16 protein-coding genes are annotated in these 19,369 nt (G+C 64.0%); 5 read left to right on the plus strand and 11 right to left on the minus strand.

All coding sequences use genetic code 11. The features are described 5' to 3' along the window. Window positions 1-14: 14 nt before the first annotated feature. The gene (locus C7I87_RS00330) at window positions 15-2,330 is read right to left on the minus strand and encodes a glucose/quinate/shikimate family membrane-bound PQQ-dependent dehydrogenase (RefSeq protein WP_149902315.1); all 2,316 of its coding nucleotides are present in this window, start codon (window positions 2,328-2,330) and stop codon (window positions 15-17) included. A 260-nt stretch (window positions 2,331-2,590) separates the two neighbouring features. Here C7I87_RS00330 and C7I87_RS00335 point away from each other — a divergent pair, with 260 nt between their 5' ends. After that, window positions 2,591-5,293: an ATP-dependent helicase gene (locus C7I87_RS00335; protein WP_149902316.1), complete on the plus strand. Its 2,703-nt coding sequence runs from the start codon at window positions 2,591-2,593 to the stop codon at window positions 5,291-5,293. Window positions 5,294-5,332: 39 nt separating this feature from the next. Here the strand turns inward: C7I87_RS00335 and C7I87_RS00340 are convergent, their stop codons facing one another. The 3 genes from C7I87_RS00340 to C7I87_RS00350 form a co-directional block, all read right to left on the minus strand. After that, on the minus strand, window positions 5,333-5,647 hold the full coding sequence (locus C7I87_RS00340; RefSeq protein ID WP_149902611.1) for a ferritin family protein: 315 nt from the start codon (window positions 5,645-5,647) through the stop codon (window positions 5,333-5,335). A gap of 140 nt (window positions 5,648-5,787) precedes the next feature. Next, window positions 5,788-7,341: a trimethylamine methyltransferase family protein gene (locus tag C7I87_RS00345; protein WP_149902317.1), complete on the minus strand. Its 1,554-nt coding sequence runs from the start codon at window positions 7,339-7,341 to the stop codon at window positions 5,788-5,790. A gap of 13 nt (window positions 7,342-7,354) precedes the next feature. Then, window positions 7,355-9,766 (minus strand): GcvT family protein, encoded by a 2,412-nt coding sequence (locus C7I87_RS00350; RefSeq protein WP_149902318.1) that lies wholly within the window; start codon window positions 9,764-9,766, stop codon window positions 7,355-7,357. A gap of 283 nt (window positions 9,767-10,049) precedes the next feature. Between C7I87_RS00350 and C7I87_RS00355 the strand changes: the two genes are divergently transcribed. Next, the gene (locus C7I87_RS00355) at window positions 10,050-11,519 is read left to right on the plus strand and encodes an esterase-like activity of phytase family protein (protein ID WP_149902319.1); all 1,470 of its coding nucleotides are present in this window, start codon (window positions 10,050-10,052) and stop codon (window positions 11,517-11,519) included. A gap of 58 nt (window positions 11,520-11,577) precedes the next feature. Here C7I87_RS00355 and C7I87_RS00360 read toward each other — a convergent pair whose 3' ends face one another. Then, window positions 11,578-11,724, minus strand: coding sequence for a hypothetical protein (locus C7I87_RS00360; RefSeq protein ID WP_246696117.1), 147 nt, complete (start codon window positions 11,722-11,724; stop codon window positions 11,578-11,580). 98 nt (window positions 11,725-11,822) lie between these two features. On the opposite strand from C7I87_RS00360, the gene C7I87_RS00365 reads away from it, so the two are divergent. Beyond that, window positions 11,823-13,295 (plus strand): MATE family efflux transporter, encoded by a 1,473-nt coding sequence (locus tag C7I87_RS00365; RefSeq protein WP_149902320.1) that lies wholly within the window; start codon window positions 11,823-11,825, stop codon window positions 13,293-13,295. Window positions 13,296-13,318: 23 nt separating this feature from the next. Here the strand turns inward: C7I87_RS00365 and C7I87_RS00370 are convergent, their stop codons facing one another. Both C7I87_RS00370 and C7I87_RS00375 read right to left on the minus strand, forming a co-directional pair. Then, a complete protein-coding gene (locus C7I87_RS00370) occupies window positions 13,319-14,527 on the minus strand; it encodes an MFS transporter (protein ID WP_149902321.1) in 1,209 nt (402 codons plus the stop codon). Window positions 14,528-14,718: 191 nt separating this feature from the next. Next, a complete protein-coding gene (locus C7I87_RS00375; RefSeq protein WP_149902322.1) occupies window positions 14,719-15,126 on the minus strand; it encodes an SH3 domain-containing protein in 408 nt (135 codons plus the stop codon). Between the two features lie 242 nt (window positions 15,127-15,368). On the opposite strand from C7I87_RS00375, the gene C7I87_RS00380 reads away from it, so the two are divergent. Next, on the plus strand, window positions 15,369-15,944 hold the full coding sequence (locus C7I87_RS00380) for a TMEM175 family protein (protein WP_149902323.1): 576 nt from the start codon (window positions 15,369-15,371) through the stop codon (window positions 15,942-15,944). Window positions 15,945-16,000: 56 nt separating this feature from the next. Here the strand turns inward: C7I87_RS00380 and C7I87_RS00385 are convergent, their stop codons facing one another. Then, complete coding sequence (locus tag C7I87_RS00385) at window positions 16,001-16,282, minus strand: hypothetical protein (protein ID WP_023792142.1); 282 nt, start codon at window positions 16,280-16,282, stop codon at window positions 16,001-16,003. Window positions 16,283-16,834: 552 nt separating this feature from the next. Next, window positions 16,835-16,978, minus strand: a complete 144-nt coding sequence (locus tag C7I87_RS35020) for a hypothetical protein (RefSeq protein WP_188393665.1) — start codon at window positions 16,976-16,978, stop codon at window positions 16,835-16,837. Between the two features lie 5 nt (window positions 16,979-16,983). On the opposite strand from C7I87_RS35020, the gene C7I87_RS00390 reads away from it, so the two are divergent. After that, entirely contained in the window at window positions 16,984-17,850 is an 867-nt protein-coding gene (locus C7I87_RS00390) for an SDR family NAD(P)-dependent oxidoreductase (protein WP_149902324.1), read from the plus strand. A 3-nt stretch (window positions 17,851-17,853) separates the two neighbouring features. Here the strand turns inward: C7I87_RS00390 and C7I87_RS00395 are convergent, their stop codons facing one another. Beyond that, complete coding sequence (locus C7I87_RS00395) at window positions 17,854-18,279, minus strand: low affinity iron permease family protein (RefSeq protein ID WP_149902325.1); 426 nt, start codon at window positions 18,277-18,279, stop codon at window positions 17,854-17,856. Between the two features lie 402 nt (window positions 18,280-18,681). Next, a complete protein-coding gene (locus C7I87_RS00400; RefSeq protein ID WP_149902326.1) occupies window positions 18,682-19,323 on the minus strand; it encodes a DapH/DapD/GlmU-related protein in 642 nt (213 codons plus the stop codon). Window positions 19,324-19,369: the final 46 nt, after the last annotated feature.

Genomic DNA, 19,369 nt, shown 5'->3' on the forward strand with positions numbered 1-19,369 from the left:
GAACCCCGCACCCCCTATTTCGGCAGCGCGTAGGCGATCACATAATCGCCCGGCTTGGTGCCGACCGAGCCGTGGCCGCCGGCGACAATGACCACGAACTGGCGCCCGTCCGCGACCGTATAAGTCATCGGCGTCGATTGCCCGCCGGCCGGTAGCCTGGCCTGCCAGAGTTGCTTGCCCGATGTCAGGTCATAAGCGCGCAAATAGTCGTCGACGGCGGCACCGAGGAAGGCAACACCGCCGGCGGTGATCATCGGCCCGCCGATGCCGGGCACCCCGACCTTCAGCGGCAACGGCAGAGGCGTCATGTCGTAGACGGTGCCGTTGCGGTGCTTGTAGGCGATAGCGCCAGTCCTCAGATCCACGCCGGCGACATAACCCCAGGGCGGCGCCTGGCACGGAATGCCGAGCGGCGACAGGAACGGTCCCATCACCACCGCATAAGGTGCGCCTTCGTTACGGTTCAGCCCCTGCTCGCTGCCCTTGGTGTCGCTCGGCGGCGGCACATCCGCGCGGGGGATCAGCGTGGATGTGAAGGCGAGATAGGTCGGCATGCCGAACATCACCTGCCGCACCGGATCGACCGCCACGCCACCCCAGTTGAAAGTGCCGAAATTGCCGGGATAGATCAGCGATCCCTGCAGCGAGGGCGGCGTGTAGCGGCCTTCATAGCGCAATTTGTGGAGCGCAATCCGGCAGGCCAGCTGGTCGAACATGGTGATGCCCCACATGTCGGCCTCGGTCAGCGGCGGCGGGTTGAAGGAAAGGTCAGAGGCCGGCTGCGTCGGCGATGTGTGGTCGCCCTCGATGGCGCCCCCCGGCGCCGGCACCTCCTTGATCGCGTTGACCGGCTCGCCGGTGCGCCGGTCGAGCACATAGAGGTCGCCCTGCTTGGTCGGCGCGACCAGCGCCGGCACGACGGAACCGTCGGCCTTGGTGATGTCGACCAGGCTCGGCTGCGCAGGCACGTCCATGTCCCAGAGGTCATGGTGCACGGTCTGGCGCACCCATTTCATCTGCCCGGTGTTGAGGTCGAGCGCGGTGATCGAGGAGGAGAATTTTTCGACATTGGCGCTGCGGCCCGTGCCGAGCTGGTCCGGCGTCTGGTTGCCGAGCGGCACGTAAAGCAGGCCGAGCTTCTCGTCGGCGCTCGGTGTCGACCACATGTTGGGCGAGTTGGCAGTGTAGGTCTGGCCGGCCGCCAGCGGCGTCGTCTGGTCCGGATTGCCGGAGTCCCAGTTCCACAGCAGCTTGCCGGTGCTTGCATCATAGGCGCGGATGACGCCGGACGGCTCCTGCGTCGAATAATTGTCATTGACCGCGCCGCCGACGATGATTTTGCCGCCCGCGATCAGCGGCGCCGAGGTCGAGTAGTAATAGCCCGATTTCGGGTATGGCATGCCGGTCAACAGATTGAGCGTGCCGGCCTCGGCAAAGGCTGGGCAAACCTGCCCGTTGGCGGCGTCGAGCGCGATCAGCCGCGCATCCGAAGTCGGCAGGTAGACACGCGTCGCGCACGGCTGGCCGGCGGCGCCCGCGGCATCGGCATAGTAGGAGACGCCGCGGCAGGTCTGGTGCTGGCGGTCCTTGTCGAGCTTGATCTTGGGATCGTAGCGCCATTTCTCCTTGCCGGTCGCGGCATCGACCGCGATGGCAAAGTCGTGCGGCGTGCAGATGTAAAGCGTGTCGCCAATTTTAAGCGGTGTTACCTGATAGGTGGTCTCGCCGACATCGTTCGGCCCCTTCACGTCGCCGGTGCGGTAGGTCCAGGCCGGCTTCAGGTTGGCGACATTGTCCGGCGTGATCTGGTCGAGCGGCGAGTAGCGCTGGCCGAACTGCGTGCGCCCGTAATAGTGCCATTCGCCCGCCGGCACATCGCCACCGAGATTGGCGTTGGGAATCACCTTGTCGGTGTCGAGGGCGCCGGCGATATCTTTCGGGTCCGTGGTCATCGAATAGCCGGCCACCGCCAGCGATGCCAGCACGGCAAGGATGAGAGGCGCGCGCCCGTCCGGACCGGCAAGGCCCCGCCGCGCCCACGGTGTCAGCAGCCACAGCGCCACAAGCACGATGATGCCGCCGCGCGGGCCGAGCTCCCACCAGTCGAAGCCGGTTTCCCAGACCGCCCAGGCCAGCGTGCCGAGCACGATAGCCGCATAGAGCCAGAGCGCGGTGGACCTGCGCCTGTAGAGCAGCCAGGCCGCTACCAGGAACGCTATACCGACGATGACATAGTACCAGCTGCCGCCAAGCGTGATCAGCCAGACGCCGCCGCCGCCAAGTGCAAGACCGATGAGGAGAAGGATGAGGGAGGTGATGGTGACAGCCAAGATGATACTCCTTCGACTGTTGCGCGCATGGTGGCGGCCCTGGGCAACCCGGCATCGCGTGCTACCCCCTACGCAACTTTCTCCCGACCGCCGCGCCTGTCAAGCGTAGGTCATCGGCCTGCGGCAGCAAGCTCGTTTCGCCCGCGGCCGTTCACAGCGCCGGCTGCCGCATCGTTTCAGTGGCGGCATCAGGCACTTTAGCGGAACAAAACGTAGACAGTTCTGGTCTTTCGCCACCGAATCACTACATTTCGGGGCAGATGTCCGGCTTTTCCGAAGACATGCCCTTTTTCGACGAACCCAATGCGCGGCCCACGGCCCCGTCGGGCATTGCCGCGCGCGCCATGGCTGCCCGCGGCGGCCAGAACAACGCGCTCGATTATCTCAGGGGGCTTAATCCCGAGCAGCGGCTGGCGGTGGAGACCACGGAAGGCCCGGTTCTGGTACTGGCCGGCGCCGGCACCGGCAAGACCCGCGTGCTCACCACCCGCATCGCCCACATCCTTGCCACCGGCAGGGCGTTCCCCTCGCAGATCCTGGCGGTGACCTTCACCAACAAGGCCGCGCGCGAGATGAAGCAGCGCATCGGCATCCTGATCGGCGAAGGCAATGTCGAAGGCATGCCGTGGCTTGGCACCTTCCACTCGATCGGGGTGAAGCTGCTGCGCCGCCATGCCGAGCTTGCCGGCTTGAGATCCGACTTCACGATCCTCGATACGGACGACGTCGTGCGGCTGATCAAGCAGCTGATCCAGGCCGAGGGCCTGGACGACAAGCGCTGGCCAGCAAAGCAGTTCGCCCAGATGATCGACGGCTGGAAGAACAAGGGCCAGGGGCCGGCCGACATCGCCGAGGGCGATGCGCGCAGCTTCGCCAACGGCAAGGGCCGCGAGCTCTACAAGGCCTATCAGGAGCGGCTGCAGACGCTGAACGCCTGTGATTTCGGCGATCTGCTCTGCCACCCGATCCGCATCTTCCGCGCCAATCCCGATGTGCTGAAGGACTATCACCGGCGCTTCAAATACATCCTCGTCGACGAGTACCAGGACACCAACACCGCCCAGTACATGTGGCTGCGGCTGTTGGCGCAGCGGCCCGAAGGCAAGCCGATCTCCCCCCATGAGGGGAAGATGTCCGGCAGGACAGAGGGGGGCGCCTCGCGCCGACAGGCTGGTGGGGCACCGCCCCCCTCTGTCGGCTCCGCCGACATCTCCCCCTCAAGGGGGGAGATTGGGCGCTTCTCGGCCGAAGCCCGCACCACCGTCAACATCTGCTGCGTCGGCGACGACGACCAGTCGATCTATGGCTGGCGCGGCGCCGAGGTCGACAACATCCTGCGTTTCGACAAGGACTTTCCCGGCGCCACCATCATAAGGCTGGAGCGCAATTACCGCTCGACCGCGCACATACTGGGCGCCGCCTCCCATCTCATCGCCTATAATGAGGGCCGTTTCGGCAAGACGCTGTTCACCGACCGCAACGATCCGGAGGACGGCAAGGTCAATGTCCACGCCGCCTGGGATTCGGAGGAGGAAGCCCGCGCCATCGGCGAGACCATCGAGGCCTACCAGCGCCAGAAGCACAATCTCAACGACATGGCGATCCTTGTCCGCGCGTCCTTCCAGATGCGCGCCTTCGAGGAGCGCTTCACCACGCTCGGCCTCAACTACCGCGTCATTGGCGGCCCGCGTTTCTACGAGCGCATGGAAATCCGCGACGCGATGGCCTTCTTCCGCGTCGTCGCGCAAGGCGCCGACGACCTCGCCTTCGAACGCATCGTCAATGTGCCGAAGCGCGGGCTGGGCGAAGCGACCATCCGCCAGATTCACGACACAGCCCGCGCCCTGCGCATCCCGATGCTGGAAGCCGCCGGCAATCTCGCCGAAAGCGACGAGCTGAAGCCGAAGCCGCGCGCCGCCTTGCGCGAGGTGGCGGCCAATTTCGAGCGCTGGCAGAAGGCGCTGGAAACCACGCCGCACACCGAGCTCGCCGAGACCATTCTCGAAGAGAGCGGCTACACCGACATGTGGAAGAACGACCGTTCGGTCGAGGCGCCCGGCCGGCTGGAGAACCTGAAGGAACTGATTCGTTCCATGGAGCAGTACGAGTCGCTGCGCTCCTTCCTCGAACATGTCGCCCTAGTCATGGATGCCGAGCAGAACGCCGGACAAGACGCCGTCTCCATCATGACGCTGCACTCGGCCAAGGGCCTCGAATTCGAGACCGTCTTCCTGCCCGGCTGGGAGGAAGGCCTCTTTCCCCATCAGCGTGCGCTCGACGAAGGCGGCCGCTCCGGGCTGGAGGAAGAGCGGCGGCTCGCCTATGTCGGCCTGACGCGCGCCAAGAAGAACCTGCATATCTGGTTCGTCTCCAACCGCCTCATCCACGGCCTGTGGCAATCGACCATCCCGTCGCGCTTCCTCGAGGAACTGCCGGAAGCCCATGTCGAGGTCGCCGAAGGCGGCAATTCGTACGGCGGCTACGGCAATCCCTATGGCGGCGGCTCGTTCGCGTCCGGCCGCGGCGGCGGCCAAGGGGCAGGAAGACAGAACCCGTATGGCGCCTCGCGCTTCGACAATGTTGGTGCCAACACGGAAAAATCCGGCGCCTTCTCCAACACCTATTCGACGCCGGGCTGGCAGCGCGCGCAGGCCAACCGCACCGAGGCGACCGACCGCAACTGGGGCACGCGCTCGGGCCATCAGGTCGAGCGCATCGGCTATGGCGAAACAGACTCCGGCTACGGCGCCGGCCGCACCAGCGTGAAGGGCCGCACCATCGACGGCGAACTGGTCGCCAAATCCGTCTCCGACACGCCGTCGGCCTTCAGCGTCGGCGACCGCGTCTTCCACCAGAAATTCGGCAACGGCAATATTTCAGCCATCGAAGGCAACAAGCTGACCATCGACTTCGACAAGGCCGGCCAGAAGCGCGTGCTGGACGGGTTTGTCGCGGCGGTTTGAGCCGAGCCTGCCATCCTTCGCGCAAGCCAGCAAAACCGCTCAATCAACCTTCTTCTCGCCCTTCTCCCCAGCCTTCACGATATCCCCGGTCGTGAACAAAATCTCCTTCAGTTCCACGCGCCAGTCCGTCTTCTGGCGCAGCAGGAATTCGAGATCCATGCCGAAATGCTTGAACTCCTCGCTCTGCGCATTCTTCATGATCGCCTTGGCCTGCGGGTCTTTTTCCACCGACATGCGCTGTTCGTACCAGCTGATCGCTTCCGCCTCCTCGATCAGCGAGGTGATCATGCGGGCGAAAGTCCGCACTTCCTGCGACAGTTCCTCCGGCGGTTCGTGATACTGGTCGAAACCCATGTTGTCCTCCCTCAACGGCTCGCAAATGGAGCCAGGCATTGCCCCGCATCCATGAATGCGTGGGAAGCGCTGCGGGTTCCGGGATCGTGGCCACAATTCTGGAGCAGCGAATAGGCAAGCGGTCTCACGACCAAGCTGTCTTACGAAACGGGCGCCGCGCCGCCCTCTTCCGTGCGCCGCGCGATGAAGGCGTCGAGCACGCCTGACGTGGCGGCGGCAGCAGCCGGCGGCTCGAAATCGGCAAGGATGCGCTTCCAGATGCCGGTGGCGCGTTCGGTGGCGTTCTTCGATCCGCTTTGCGTCCAGTTGCCGAAATTCGACCAGTCGGCCACCAGCGGCTCATAGAAGGCGGTGCGGTAGCGCGCCATGGTATGGCCGGCCGAGAAGAAATGGCCGCCGGGCTGCACCTCGGCGATCGCCTCGAAGCCTATTGCATCGTCGTCGCCGGGGGTTGCGACACAAAGCTCCGCGACGGTCTGCAGCGCCTCGATGTCGGTGACCAGCTTTTCCAGGGAGACGCTCAAGCCCCCTTCAAGCCAGCCGGCCGCATGGATGCAGACCGTGGCGCCCGACAGCACCGAGCCCCACAACGCGAACTGCGTCTCGTGCGCGGCCTGCGCGTCCGAAATGTTGGCCGCGCTGCCGCCGCCCGAGCGCCAGGGCAGACCGGTGAAGCGCGCCAGCTGGCCTGCACCCAGCGTGGCTTTGACGTGCTCCGGCGTGCCGAACGCGGGTGCGCCCGATTTCATGTCGACATTGGAGGAGAAGGAACCGTAGACCACCGGCGCACCCGGCCGCACGATCTGCGCCAGCGTCAGCCCGGCCAGCGCTTCGGCATGCTGCAACGTCAGGGCGCCGGCCACCGTGATCGGCGCCATCGCACCCGCCAGGCAGAACGGCGTGATGATCAGGACCTGACCCGCCTTGGCGAAATCGATGATGCCTTGCGCCATCGGAATATCGAGCTGGCGCGGCGAGTTGGTGTTGATGACGGTGTAGCAATGCGCGCCCGAGCGGAACGCGTCTTCGGACAGCCCGCGGGCCAGCCTGATCATCTCGAAACTGTCATCGACCTGCGGCGTGCCGCGCGCGAACACGAACGGGAATTTGTCCGACAGGGTCAGCTGCGCCCGGTTGACGGCATAGTGGCGAAAACGATTGTCGATGTCCTGCGGCTCGATACACGGCCCCAGCATGTGCAAGACGTCGAAATGCTGCACCAGCTTGATAAGCTCCTCGAAGGCGGCCAGCGTTCCGGGCCGCCGGCCGCGGTCGAGATCGGTGACATTGGGTGCGCCGGAGCCCGCCAGGAACGTCATCGAGCCCAGTTCGAGCGACAGATCGCGAGCACGCGCGCCTGCATTGGCGTGGATCGATCGCGGGGCCGAGGCCAGGGCGGCCACCACCATGTCGCGGCCGATGCGCACCATGTCGGTGTCGGGATCGACCAGCGCGCCGGCGCGGGCAAGCACCTCCCGCGCCTGCGGCAGCAGCACCTTGATGCCCAGTTCTTCCAGCACGCGCAGCGCCGTGTCGTGGATCGACGCCACCTGGTCGTCGGAAAAGATCGGCTGCGGCAGGAACGGGTTCTTCAGCGACCGGTAATCGGGCTTGCGGCTTGATTCGCTGCCGGCCTCGCCCGTGCGTCCGCGCCGGCGTTCGCGCCTGCTGTCCCGTGCCGCGTCATCGACCATCAGAAACTCCTCCTCATTGCCGCATCGCCTTGCCCTGGGGATCATAGGGCGAGGCAGCGATGACCCGCGCCGGCCGCTCGACGCCGACAATGTGCACGCAAAGCGCCGTCCCCTCCCCGGCGAAATCGTCGTCCACCAACGCCAGCGCGACGCTCTTGCCGATCGTGTAGCCAAAACCGCCCGAGGTGACGAAACCGACGCGACGGCCATCATGCCAGACGGGCTCGAAGCCGCTGGCATCGGCATCGACGGCGTCGATCTCCAGCGTCACGATCCGCCGTGCGGCGCCGACGTCACGCTCCTTCAGCGCCGCGTCGCGGCCGACGAAATCGCCCTTGTGGAAAGCGATGAAGCGATCGAGCCCGGTCTGGCCCGGCGTGTAGCCCTGCGTGAATTCGCGCGACCAGATGCCGAAGCTCTTCTCCAGCCTGAGCGCATTGAGCGCGTAGTAGCCGATCTCGGCCAGGCCAAGGTCCTCGCCGGCGGCAAGCAGCGTCTCGCGCAATGTGGCGTGCATGGTCACGGGGCAGCTGATCTCGAAACCGAGCTCGCCCGCGATCGACAGCCGCGCCACACGCGCAGGCACCATGCCGATGTCGAATGCGCCGCAGGCCATGAATGGCAGCGCCTTGCCCGACACGTCTTGATGCGTCGTGCGTTCCAGGATTTTTCGCGCATTCGGCCCCGTCAGCAGGAAGCCGCTCATGGCATCGGAAAGGTCCGTCACCGTGACGCCCTCTCCTGCCTGGCTCTCGAACCAGCGCATGTGGAATTCCCTGAGATAATAGGAGCCCATCAGCCAATAGTCGCCGCCACCCCAGTTGATGACGGTGAGATCGCCCTTCAACCGCCCGTCCGGCCCGAGCATCGGTGCCAGCCGCGCCTGACCCGCCTTCGGCAGTCTGCAGGCGAGCAACCGGTCTAGCCACGCCTCGGCGCCCGGCCCTGAAATCGCGTAGCGCGAATAGGCCGAGATATCGACGAGGCCGGCGGCACGCCGCAGCTGCAGCGCTTCGTCGCCGACGATGTCGAAGGCGTTGGAACGCTTGAGCGTGGTGTTCTCGCGAAAACCCATCGGCGCGAAATAGGCCGGGATTTCCAATCCCCAGGACGCCGTCCATTCGCAACCGGCCGCACTCATGCCGTCATAGGCGCCTGGGCGTTTCAAAGGCCGGCCCCCCGGCAATCGCTCATTGGGAAAGGTCATGACGAAGCGGCGCGAATAGAACTGGCGCGTCGTCTGCCTGAGATATTCGCGGTTGGCGGCGAAGGCGCCGTAGCGGGCGATGTCCATGCCGAAGATGTCGGCCTGCGGCTCGCCATAAATCATCCATTCGGCCAGCGATTTGCCGACACCGCCGCCCTGGCTGAAGCCGGCCATGACGCCGCAGGCGAGCCAGTAGTTTTTCAGGCCACGCACCGGTCCGACGATCGGATTGCCGTCCGGCGTGAAGGTGAAGGCGCCGTTGACCCATTTGCGGATGCCGGCCGTCGCCAGGCAGGGAAAGCGTTCATGCGCCTTGGCGAGTTCCGGGCTGATGCGGTCGATGTCTTCCGGGATCAGCTCGATGCCATAGTCCCATGGCGCGCCGTCCATGTTCCAGTGCTTCGGATTCTGCTCATAGACGCCGAGCAGCAAGCCCTTGCGCTCCTGGCGCAGGTAGGAGAAGCCGTCGAGGTCGACGGCGATGCCGATCTCCCGGTCGAGCGCCGCGATCTCCGGAATGTCCTCGGTGACGAAATAATGATGCTCCATCGGCGTCACCGGCAGGTCGATGCCGACCATGCGGCCGAGCTGCTTTGCCCATAATCCGCCGGCATTGACGACATGTTCGGCGACGATTGTGCCTTGCTCGGTGACGACGTCCCACTGGCCGTCGGCGCGCGCCTTCAGCTCGACCACGCGGTTGCGCAGGATGACATCGGCGCCGCGCTTCTTCGCGGCGCCCGCATAGGCATGCGTCGTGCCGTAGGGATCGAGATGGCCTTCGTTGGAATCCTGGAGGCCACCGAGCACGCCGGTGACGTCGACGATCGGGCAGATCGCTTTGATCTCGTCGGGGCTCACCAGCCGGGCGGTTTCGATGCCGACCGACTGGAACACCGCCCAGGCCGATTTCAGCCACTCCCAGCGGGCGGGATCGCTGGCGATGTTGACGCCGCCGGTCATGTGCAGGCCGATGTCCTGGCCGGATTCCGCCTCGATCTCGCGGTAGAGGTTGATGGTGTAGTCCTGCAGCGCCGCGACATTCGGATCGGCATTGAGCGCATGGAAACCGGCCGCCGCGTGCCAGGTCGAACCGGCGGTCAATTCGGCGCGCTCGATCAGCGCCACGTCGGACCAGCCGAACCGCGTCAGGTGATAGAGCACCGAGGCGCCGACCACCCCACCTCCGATGACCACTGCGCGATAGTGCGGCTTCAAGGCTTCCCTCCCGGTCAGTTCGAAGCCGCACCATATACACACTAGACATAAGTGTCCAGTACGCCAGAGGCGTTCGAGAGGCCGACCAATAATCTCACGCCATCCAGCGTTTCTAGCGGCACATGGGGAGCCCGGTGGACCTGCATCGCGCACTGTCACGCCAGCATCACGTTCACGCCTTAGATCGCTTTGGGGAGGCGCGCGCGGCATCGTCGATGCGGCACCTCTTTCCGTTTTTGTCCTTCGGCCGCTCCGGCATGCTTCGTCCCAAAGAGGATTGTCCATGAAACACCTGTACCGAACCGCCTCGCTCGGCGTCGCGCTAGCCTTGTTCACTGCCCTCACCCCGGCGCTTGCCGACGGCGTGGCCTACATCAACAAGGGCATGGTCGGCGTCGGCCGCATGCCGGCTGCTCAGCGCGACAAGTTCGGCGAGACCTTTGGCTCCGGCTCCGGCATGGCAATCGACACATCCGGCTGGACGCATGATGCCGGTACCTACAAGGGATCGCTCTGGCTCCTGCCCGACCGTGGCTACAATGTAGCCGGCACCACCGACTACCGGCCGCGCCTCAACACCATCGGCATCGAGTTCACACCTGTCGCGCCGGGTGCGGCTCCCGCCGCCGGCCAGGAGCAGACGGGCGTCAAGGCGACGCTTGCCGACACCGTGCTCCTCACCGACGACAAGGGAGCCGATGCCACCGGCCTCGATCCGCTGTCGGATGTACGCGCCGCGGCCGGCGACATGCCGATGCTGCCCGTCGCCACCAACGGCAAGCTCGCTCTCGACAATGAGGCCATCGTGCGACTGCCCGACGGTTCGATGTTCATCTCCGACGAGTACGGCCCCAACATCTACAGGTTCTCGGCGCAAGGCCGCCTGATGTCGGCGACCCAGCCGCCGGCAGCCCTCGTGCCGATGCGCAAGGGAACGCCGAACTTCTCCTCCGACAATCCCGGCCCGGGTGCCGCCGACCCCGATCCGAAGGATCCCGAAACCGGGCGCCAGAACAATCAGGGGCTCGAAGGCATGGCGATGACGCCGGATGGCAAGTTCCTGATCGCCGTGCTGCAGTCGGCGACCAGGCAGGATGGCGGCGATTCCCCAGCGACCCGGCAGAACACACGGGCGCTGGTATACGACGCGTCCGACCTTTCACATCTCAAGCTCGCGCATGAGTACGTCGTGCCGCTGCCGGTGTTCAAGGACGCCAAGGGCAAGACCAAGGTCGCCGCGCAAAGCGAGATCGTGGCGCTGTCGGACACGGCCTTCCTGATGCTAGCGCGCGACAGCGGCAACGGCCAGGGCCTGAAGAAGGGTGACGCGTCGCTCTACCGCCAGATCAACATCGTCGACGTGTCCGGCGCGACCGACATCGCCGGCGGACCTTTCGATGCCGCCGACAAGCCGGTGGCGCCCAAGGGTGTACTTGATCCCTCGGTGACGCCGGCCAAGCTGACGCCGTTCATCGACATCAACGACGCCGCCCAGCTTGGCCGCTTCGGCCTGCACAATGGTGGGGCGAAGGACCACAACGAGCTTTCGGAGAAGTGGGAAGCGATGTCGTTGGCCAGCGTCCTCGACCCGAAGCTGCCCGCTGACTATTTCCTGTTCGTCGGCAACGACAATGACTTCCTCGCCCAGGACGGCTTCCAGGTCGGCGCCCCCTACAAGGCCGACGATGGCGCCGATGTCGACACCATGTTCCTGGTCTATCAGGTCACGCTGCCGGGTCTCGGCAAGAAGTAACGATCACTGCGCAAGCGGGCGCGCGCCTGGCGCGTCCGCCTGAGCAGATCGCGAAGGCTTACTTCAAGAATTCGGCGTCCTTCGGCACGCCCGCATCGATCGGTTCGGCCGTCCTGCTCGACATGATCTTGCCGGCAGCCGACAGATTGGGACCCTGACCGGGGCGGGTCTCGTTGACCCGGCTGTAGAGGTCGATGATATCCAAGGAGCTCGCGCCATGATGGGTCACTCCCCGCCTACATCGACCTGTCCGGTTGAATCTGCGATCATCGCGCACCGGACTCGAGATAGGTTTTATCGCCCATGGACGAAAAAATACCCGCGCGTCGGCGCACCGGCGACCTGACCAGCGGCCCGATCCCACGCACGCTGCTGCTCTTCGCCTTGCCGGTGCTCGGCTCCAACGTGCTGCAATCGCTGAACGGTTCGGTCAATGCCGTCTGGGTTGGCCGCTTCCTCGGCGAATCGGCGCTGACCGCAACCTCCAACGCCAACCTCGTTCTGTTCCTGATCCTCGGCACGGTGTTCGGCATCGGCATGGCGGCCACAATCCTGGTGGCGCAGTCGGTCGGCGCCCGCGACCTGCCCGAGGCGCGCCGAATCGTCGGCACCAGCGCCACTTTCTTTTTCCTCGTTTCGGTGGTGTTCGCGGTCTGCGGCTGGATCTGGGTCGACGCCATTCTGGGCGCGCTTGGCACGCCGGCCGATGCCTTGCCGCTCGCGCGCTCCTACCTGCGCATCATCTTCGTCGCTGTGCCGATGATGAACCTTCTGTCGTTCGTCATGACCGTGTTGCGTGGTGCCGGCGATTCACGCACGCCCTTCATCTTCATGGCGCTGGCGGTCGTGCTCGACATTGTGCTCAATCCCCTGCTCATCCGCGGCATCGGCCCGTTTCCCGAACTCGGCATCGCCGGCTCCGCCACCTCGACGCTGATCGGTCAGACCGTGAGCGTCATCGCCATCCTCGTCGTGCTTTACGCGCGCAAGCATCCATTGCGGCTGGCCGGCGCCAATCTCGCTCTGCTGCGCCCGGATCCAGCACTGCTGCGCATCGTCGTCTTCAAGGGTGTGCCGATGGGCCTGCAGATGATCGTCATCTCGGCGGCGGCGCTGACGGTGATGGGTATCGTCAACTCGTACGGTTCGCAGGTTGCCGCCGCATACGGTATCGCCGCGCAGCTGTGGACCTACATCCAGATGCCGGCGCTCGCCATCGGCGCCGCGGTCTCTTCCATGGCGGCGCAGAACGTCGGCGCCGGCCGCTGGGACCGGATCGACCGCGTCGCCGCCTCCGGCGTCGGCTTCAACCTCGTGCTGACCGGCGCCCTCGTCGCGCTGCTATGGGTCTTCGACCGCTCGATTCTGAGCCTTTTCCTGATCAGCGACAGCGCGGCGATCGATATCGCCGCCCACATCAACAGTGTCGCGTCCTGGTCGTTTATCCTGTTCGGCATCACCATCGTGCTGTTCGCCACTGTGCGCGCCACGGGTGCCGTGATGCCGCCGCTGATCATCCTAGTGATCTCGGTGCTCATCGTGCGCACCGGTTTTGCCTACTACATGCGCGGCGTGATCGGTGAGGAAGCGTTGTGGTGGAGTTTCCCGGCCGGTTCGATCGCCTCGCTGATCCTGGCCGCGGCCTACTATCGCTTCGGCGGCTGGCGCACCTTGCATATGATCGAGAACAGGCCGGCTGCCGGCGAACCGCCCGACACCGGCCTTGGCGTGCCGCGCCAGCGCGCGAACATGACACCTGAAACGCCGAACGGCTGAAGCACGCTGCCGGGACGGCTTTCTCAGCACCTTTGTCTGAGCCCGAAGGCGAGCGCCACCAGCGCGAATACGATGATCATGGCCGCGAAGGCCAGGCTCGCGGCGACAGGACTGGCATAGGTCGACACGATGCCGATGCCGATGACAGGCAAGGCGTTGCCGACAAAGCAGCAGACGAAGAAGCTGGACACGACCTCGGCGCGACGATCCTGCGGCGCGATCTCGTTCACCACTTGCAGGCCGCCGCGATAGCCGAGCGCGGCCGCCACGCCGCAGCAGGCGGTCGCCGCGATCATCAGGGCCATCGAGGCCAGTATCTGCGCCGCCACCACAAGCATCGCGCTTGGGATCATCAAGACCAGCGCGGCCAGCATCGCCTTGCTGCTTCCCATCTGCGCCAACGCCACGATGCTGAGCGCCGCGACCATCGCCAGTTCGAAGAACAGCGCACCGGCCACGGCGTGGTTGGCCTCATGCAGTTGCTGCGCCAGGATGCTGGGCGCCACCGCCGCATAGAAGCCGACCAGCGCCATCGCGCCAAAGCCGGTCACGGCCGGCGCCACGAAGCGCGAGCGGATTTGCGCCGGCACGGAAAGCCGCGGCCGCATGGAGACCTGGCCGAGGCCGCCCGGCTTCTTCACCGTTTCGCGCGTGCGCCAGACCAGGATCGTCACCACCGCCAGCGTCGCCAGGTAAACGATGAAAACCAGGCGCAATGGCCACGGCTCAAATTGGGTCAACAGCCCCGAGACAAGCGCCCCAAAACCGAGGCCGAGAAAGTTGGTGCTGGTGGCGATGACGCTGGCGCGCGACTTTTCGGCATCAGGCAGAAGTTCGGCAATCCAGGCGGTTCCCGTCCCGGCGCCAACGCCGATGCCAAGCCCGCTCAGGATCCGCGCTACATCGAGGGACAGGACATTGCCGGCAAACAGGAAGACAAGCGCGCTGACGATGGCGACGATCATGGCTGCGAGGGCCGCGGGCCGGCGTCCGACGACATCCGAAACGCCGCCGAACACCAGCAAAGCGCCGAGATTGCCGACAACATAGACCGCGTAGATCAGCGTCAAGGTGATCTGCGAAAAGCCGAATTGCTGCTTGTAGATGATATAGAGGGGCGTCAGCACCGTGCTGCCGGCAAACAGCACCGCGATCATCGCCGCGACAGTCGGGATTACGAGGACGTCGCCGCGGGCCTCGTCCTGAGTTTGCGCCAGATCGCGAAAGGCCATGGCCAACCTCGTCACCAGTTTCAGGGATTGCGACGTTAACGCGTCCTTACCGCAGACGTTCCGGCAAACGGCCAGTCTCCTGACACCACGATGGGCCTTGCCTGACCTGGCAAGCCGATGATCGCACAAACGCCAATCGGGGCCAGCGGCCCCGATCCATCACGGCATCCTTGTGCCCTACCAGATGCAATCTACTTGCAGGAGAAACCGGGCGCGATCTTGCACTTGCCGGGACGCGGCTTGTGCGGCGGGCGGTGGTGCGGAGGACGGTGATGGGGCCGATGGTGCCAGTGCGGCGGCCGATGCGGCGGGCGCACGATGATAACGGGCGGGTGCACGACTTGGGCCCGCGAAAGATAGCCGGAACTGGCCCAGCCGCTGACACCGCCGCCATGGATCCTGCACCAGTCAGGCTGGCAGCCGGTCACGTCAACCCTGAAGCCGGCTGGCAGCGTCCCGACCTTGGCGTATCCCGCGCCGGGCCCGGTACGCACGTTGAGGCTGGTCGTGGTGTGGGCGCTGTAGGCGAAGGCCGCGGCGGACGTCCCGAAGACGGCGGCCAGAATGGTCGCTATCGCAAGCAGAAATCGAAGTCTCATCAGTCCCTCCATTCGAGCGCCGACCGTTCGACTGCTTCGGCCGGGCCTGCATCGCAAAGGGAGAGGCAGCGGCAAGAAAAAGTCAACAAGTACCCAAGGCCAATCACCACAATCACCGGGTCGGGCGTGAAGGTTTCCCCTGATATAGTTGAGGAATTTACGGCACGGCGTTTATCGGCGCGCCAACATCCGCTAACAGTTTACTATCTTTCGGCAATTCATAGCGGACCGAGGCAGTGAGCATGGGCAAAGGCAGGGTCGAGGCATTCACCGACGGCGTGGTGGCGATCATCATCACCATCATGGTACTGGACCTGAAGGTGCCGGAAGGCGAGGATTTTTCGGCGCTGCTGCCGCAGTGGCCGATCTTCCTGTGCTACGTGCTGTCGTTCGTCAATGTCGGCATCTACTGGAACAATCTGCACAACATGTTCCACACCGTGCAGCGCGTCGACGGTGGCGTGCTGTGGGCAAACCTGCATCTGTTGTTCTGGTTGTCCTTGATGCCGGTGACGACCGCCTTCATGGGCGAGAACCATTTCGCCACGGTTCCCGTCGCGGTCTACGGATTCGACCTTGCAATGTGTGCGACCGCCTACAGCATCCTGGTCATTGCGCTGCATCGGCTGCATGGGCCGGATACCGCATTCGCCAAGGCCATCGGCCGCGACCGCAAGGGAAGGATTTCGCTTGCCGTCTACGTAGCGGCCGTTGGGCTGACCTTCCTCGACCGGTGGATCGGCGTCGCGCTCTATGTCGCCGTCGCCCTGGTGTGGCTGGTGCCAGACACGCGCTTTGCACGGGTGATCGAAAAATAACTCTTTGTCCGCCGCAATTCCTGAGGGAAAACCGCCTCACACTTTGCCTGGACTTGCTAACCGCGCATCGCTTTCAGCTTCTCCGCCACCGAAGCGGCAAGGTCGGCATAGCGCTCTTCCAGCCGCTCCGCCGCCTTGATGATCGAGAAATCATGGCCGAACTTCTCCAGCGCCATGCGCAATTTCTCGACGAACTCCGCTTGCTTTTCCAATGCGGAGAACAAGGTCTTCACCTGAGCTTCGCTGATATCCGGGTTGGCCAGCATCTGTGGCACCTCACGCCCCATCTGGTCGCCGGTGGCGGTCTGCTCCTTCAGAATTGCAACCCAATCCGTCAATCGGAAATCTCCCTTTTGGCCTCGCAGCATGCGCAGCCACGACCGGACTGGTCAACCCGACGAGCCCCGACGGAGGCTTGCACAAGCCGCGGCGCGCTGGTGGTAGGCTGAGATTCGGAGTAAAAGAGAGGTGTGCGGGTGTCCGCACTTGCAGAGAGCGGATACTGTAATGGCGACGGAGAAAATCGACAAACCAGAAGATTTCATAAATTCATTTTCATTCCATGATGTCATTTTAGACCGAATAAATATCGATTTCGATAGTCGGGACTGCAGAGATAATTACACCGGATATGAACTGGAATTACGAAGGTAGCTATGGATATGTTAAGAGACCATGCAGACTAAAATTTGGATGGACGAAGGCGTATTTCATAGATGTTATTGATTTGGAAGGAGTAAGAATAGGAGGCATAAGTGCAAACTTCATAGGCGACTCAATTTTGGCAAATATTAATATTAATCTCGGAGGCGGCAGTTCTAGCTGGGGACAGGATCGTGCCAGTATTAGTTTTGTGTTTAAAACTCTTGAAATAGACGACATGTAATTACTCACCCACCGAGCAAATTGTGGTCGACAGCATTGAGGTCGATCAGCCCGACATGGCTTTGCAGCCGGATCACGATGGCCAGGCCGCTTGCCGTGCAAGCCCGTTCCGGCGCTAAGTTCGGCGCCATTCGAAAGAAGGAAACCATCGCTGATGATCCCCGACACCGAGATCCAGACCGCCCTGCCGGCGCTTGGCCAAGGCAATACCGCCGTCATCACCGGCGCCGCCAGCGGCATTGGCCTTGCGGCGGCCAAACGGCTGGCGCTGATGGGCATGAAGATCGTGCTCGCCGACATTGGCGGCCCGCGCCTCGACGATGCCTCTCGAGCCGTTTCTGCTATCGCCGGCGACGATGCCGTGCTTGCCGTTGCATCGGACGTGTCGAAGGCCGATGAGGTCGATCGTTTGGCCGATCGGGCATTCGGCGCCTTCGGCGACGTCTCGCTGCTCATGAACAATGCCGGGGTCGGCGACAACCCGGGAAAACCCTGGGAAAACCGCGACGGCTGGAAACGGCTGCTCGACATCAATTTCTGGGGCATCGTGCATGGCGTCGAAGCCTTCGCGCCACGCATGCTGGCGTCGGCCAGGCCGGGCCTGATCGTCAACACCGGCTCCAAGCAAGGCATCACCACGCCGCCCGGCAACCTTGCCTACAACGTTTCCAAGGCCGGCGTGAAGACCTTCACCGAGGGCCTGGCGCATGCGCTGAGGAACGAGCCCGGCGCCCGCCTGTCGGCACATCTGCTCATCCCCGGCTTCACCTATACCGGCCTGACCGAAGGCGCGACGGAAAAGCCGGCGGGAGCGTGGACCGGTGAGCAGGTGATTGATTTCATGCTGGAATCGCTGGTCAGGGGCGACTTCTACATCCTGTGTCCCGACAATGAGGTGGCGCGGCCGCTGGATGAAAAGCGCATGGCCTGGGCGATCGGCGACATCATCGAAAACCGTCCTGCCCTGTCGCGCTGGCATCCCGACCACAAGGATGTGTTCGCGGCGTTCATGAAAGGCTGAGCCTCAAGCCGCGCTCTTTTTCGCGCCCCGCTTCTGGGCAACCGCCTTCTTGGCCGCCATGGCGGCGATCTTCTCGTCGTGCCGCTTAGCCGCCCGCTCGCATTTGTCGCGGATCTCCTCGACCTCCGATTCAGTCAGGTGTTCGATGCCGATAAAATTGTTGTGGCCCTCGCTGACTCGAATCAATTCATCGAGCTTGGCCTGGATCGCCGCGCCGTCACGGTTCTGGGTGTTCTGGATGAGGAACACCATCAGGAATGTAATGATGGTCGTGCCGGTGTTGATCACCAGTTGCCAGGTGTCCGAGAAACCAAAGAATGGCCCGCTAACCGCCCAGACGATGACGATCAGGCAGCAGCCAGCAAAGGTCAGCGGCAGGCCGGTTATATGGGCGACCCAGTTGGCGACCTTGGTGAAAAGCTTTTCCATGTATCGAGCACCCCGCAATGTCTGCCGGCATGAGAAACAAGCGGCGGACCTTTGGGTTCCGATCGCGAAACGAATACAACCCGCACAATTCGATGCACGCGAAGCGAGCATTCGGTACAAAACACACCTTATTGGTTCAACGTCATGATAACCGTGCAGGCAAGAGCCCTGTTCCTTCCGCTTCACAGCGGTTTACCTCTAGCCCCTTCCGCCGCGCCACCCCCGCATGGCGGAAGGGGTTTCATTCCGGAGCGCGCGGAGCATGGTTTCCCCAAAGCGCCGACCGGCACACGAACGCACCGTCGCCCCGCTTTCCCGAAATTTGCTTCGCAGCGACCGCCTCGCCTTGCTGATGGCCTGCGCGGCGGTCACCGCCAGGGCCGAATCGTTCTCTGCGGGAGCTTAAATGGCGTCGTTTTCCCAGCGATCGAGGAAGGTCTCGATGGGCATTGCCTGCATGTCGGGAACCGCCCTGGCGAGTTTCTCGACCGGCCAGTCCCACCAGGCGAGAGCTTCGATCCGGGCCGCGACGTCCGTCGGGAAGCGAGCCCTGAGCGGCTTCGCCGGCACGCCGGCGACGATCGTGTAGGACGGCACGTCCCGCGTCACCACCGCATTGGCGCCGATGACCGCGCCATTGCCGATGGCAATGCCAGGCAGGATGACCGCGCCATGGCCGATCCAGACATCATGGCCGATGGTCACGGCCTTCGACCGCCGCCGGTCGCGAAATGCGGCATCGACGCCCAGCCAGCGAAAATATTCGTTCGGCCGATAGCTGACTTTGTGCTGCGTCAGCCGCTCGATCGGATGCTCCAGCGCATTGATGCGGCTGTTGGCGGCGATGGAGCAGAATTTGCCGATCGTCGTATAAATCGCCTCGGCATGGCGTTCGAAATAGGAGAAATCGCCGACGATGACCTCGCGCAGAACAACACGTTCGCCGATCGCGGCGTAGCGGCCAAGCTTGCAGCCCTTCATCTCCGCCGTCGGATGGATGCGCGGCTCGGGGTCTTTCGCAACGAGATCTTCGGAACGGTCCATGCCGGCGGCTTTACGTCAGAGCGATTGGTCCCGCAAGCGGGGCCAA

It is taken from the genome of Mesorhizobium sp. SARCC-RB16n, assembly GCF_008520305.1.
In the GTDB taxonomy this organism is placed as follows: Bacteria; Pseudomonadota; Alphaproteobacteria; order Rhizobiales; family Rhizobiaceae; genus Mesorhizobium.

Excerpts from the sequence above, each read along its gene's own strand:
- C7I87_RS00335 (WP_149902316.1), top strand. The coding sequence starts at position 2,591 with ATGTCCGGCTTTTCCGAAGACATGCCCTTTTTCGACGAACCCAATGCG.
- C7I87_RS00340 (WP_149902611.1), bottom strand. The coding sequence starts at position 5,647 with ATGGGTTTCGACCAGTATCACGAACCGCCGGAGGAACTGTCGCAGGAA.
- C7I87_RS00345 (WP_149902317.1), bottom strand. The coding sequence starts at position 7,341 with ATGGTCGATGACGCGGCACGGGACAGCAGGCGCGAACGCCGGCGCGGA.
- C7I87_RS00355 (WP_149902319.1), top strand. The coding sequence starts at position 10,050 with ATGAAACACCTGTACCGAACCGCCTCGCTCGGCGTCGCGCTAGCCTTG.
- C7I87_RS00365 (WP_149902320.1), top strand. The coding sequence starts at position 11,823 with ATGGACGAAAAAATACCCGCGCGTCGGCGCACCGGCGACCTGACCAGC.
- C7I87_RS00370 (WP_149902321.1), bottom strand. The coding sequence starts at position 14,527 with ATGGCCTTTCGCGATCTGGCGCAAACTCAGGACGAGGCCCGCGGCGAC.
- C7I87_RS00375 (WP_149902322.1), bottom strand. The coding sequence starts at position 15,126 with ATGAGACTTCGATTTCTGCTTGCGATAGCGACCATTCTGGCCGCCGTC.
- C7I87_RS00380 (WP_149902323.1), top strand. The coding sequence starts at position 15,369 with ATGGGCAAAGGCAGGGTCGAGGCATTCACCGACGGCGTGGTGGCGATC.
- C7I87_RS35020 (WP_188393665.1), bottom strand. The coding sequence starts at position 16,978 with ATGGTTTCCTTCTTTCGAATGGCGCCGAACTTAGCGCCGGAACGGGCT.
- C7I87_RS00390 (WP_149902324.1), top strand. The coding sequence starts at position 16,984 with ATGATCCCCGACACCGAGATCCAGACCGCCCTGCCGGCGCTTGGCCAA.
- C7I87_RS00395 (WP_149902325.1), bottom strand. The coding sequence starts at position 18,279 with ATGGAAAAGCTTTTCACCAAGGTCGCCAACTGGGTCGCCCATATAACC.
- C7I87_RS00400 (WP_149902326.1), bottom strand. The coding sequence starts at position 19,323 with ATGGACCGTTCCGAAGATCTCGTTGCGAAAGACCCCGAGCCGCGCATC.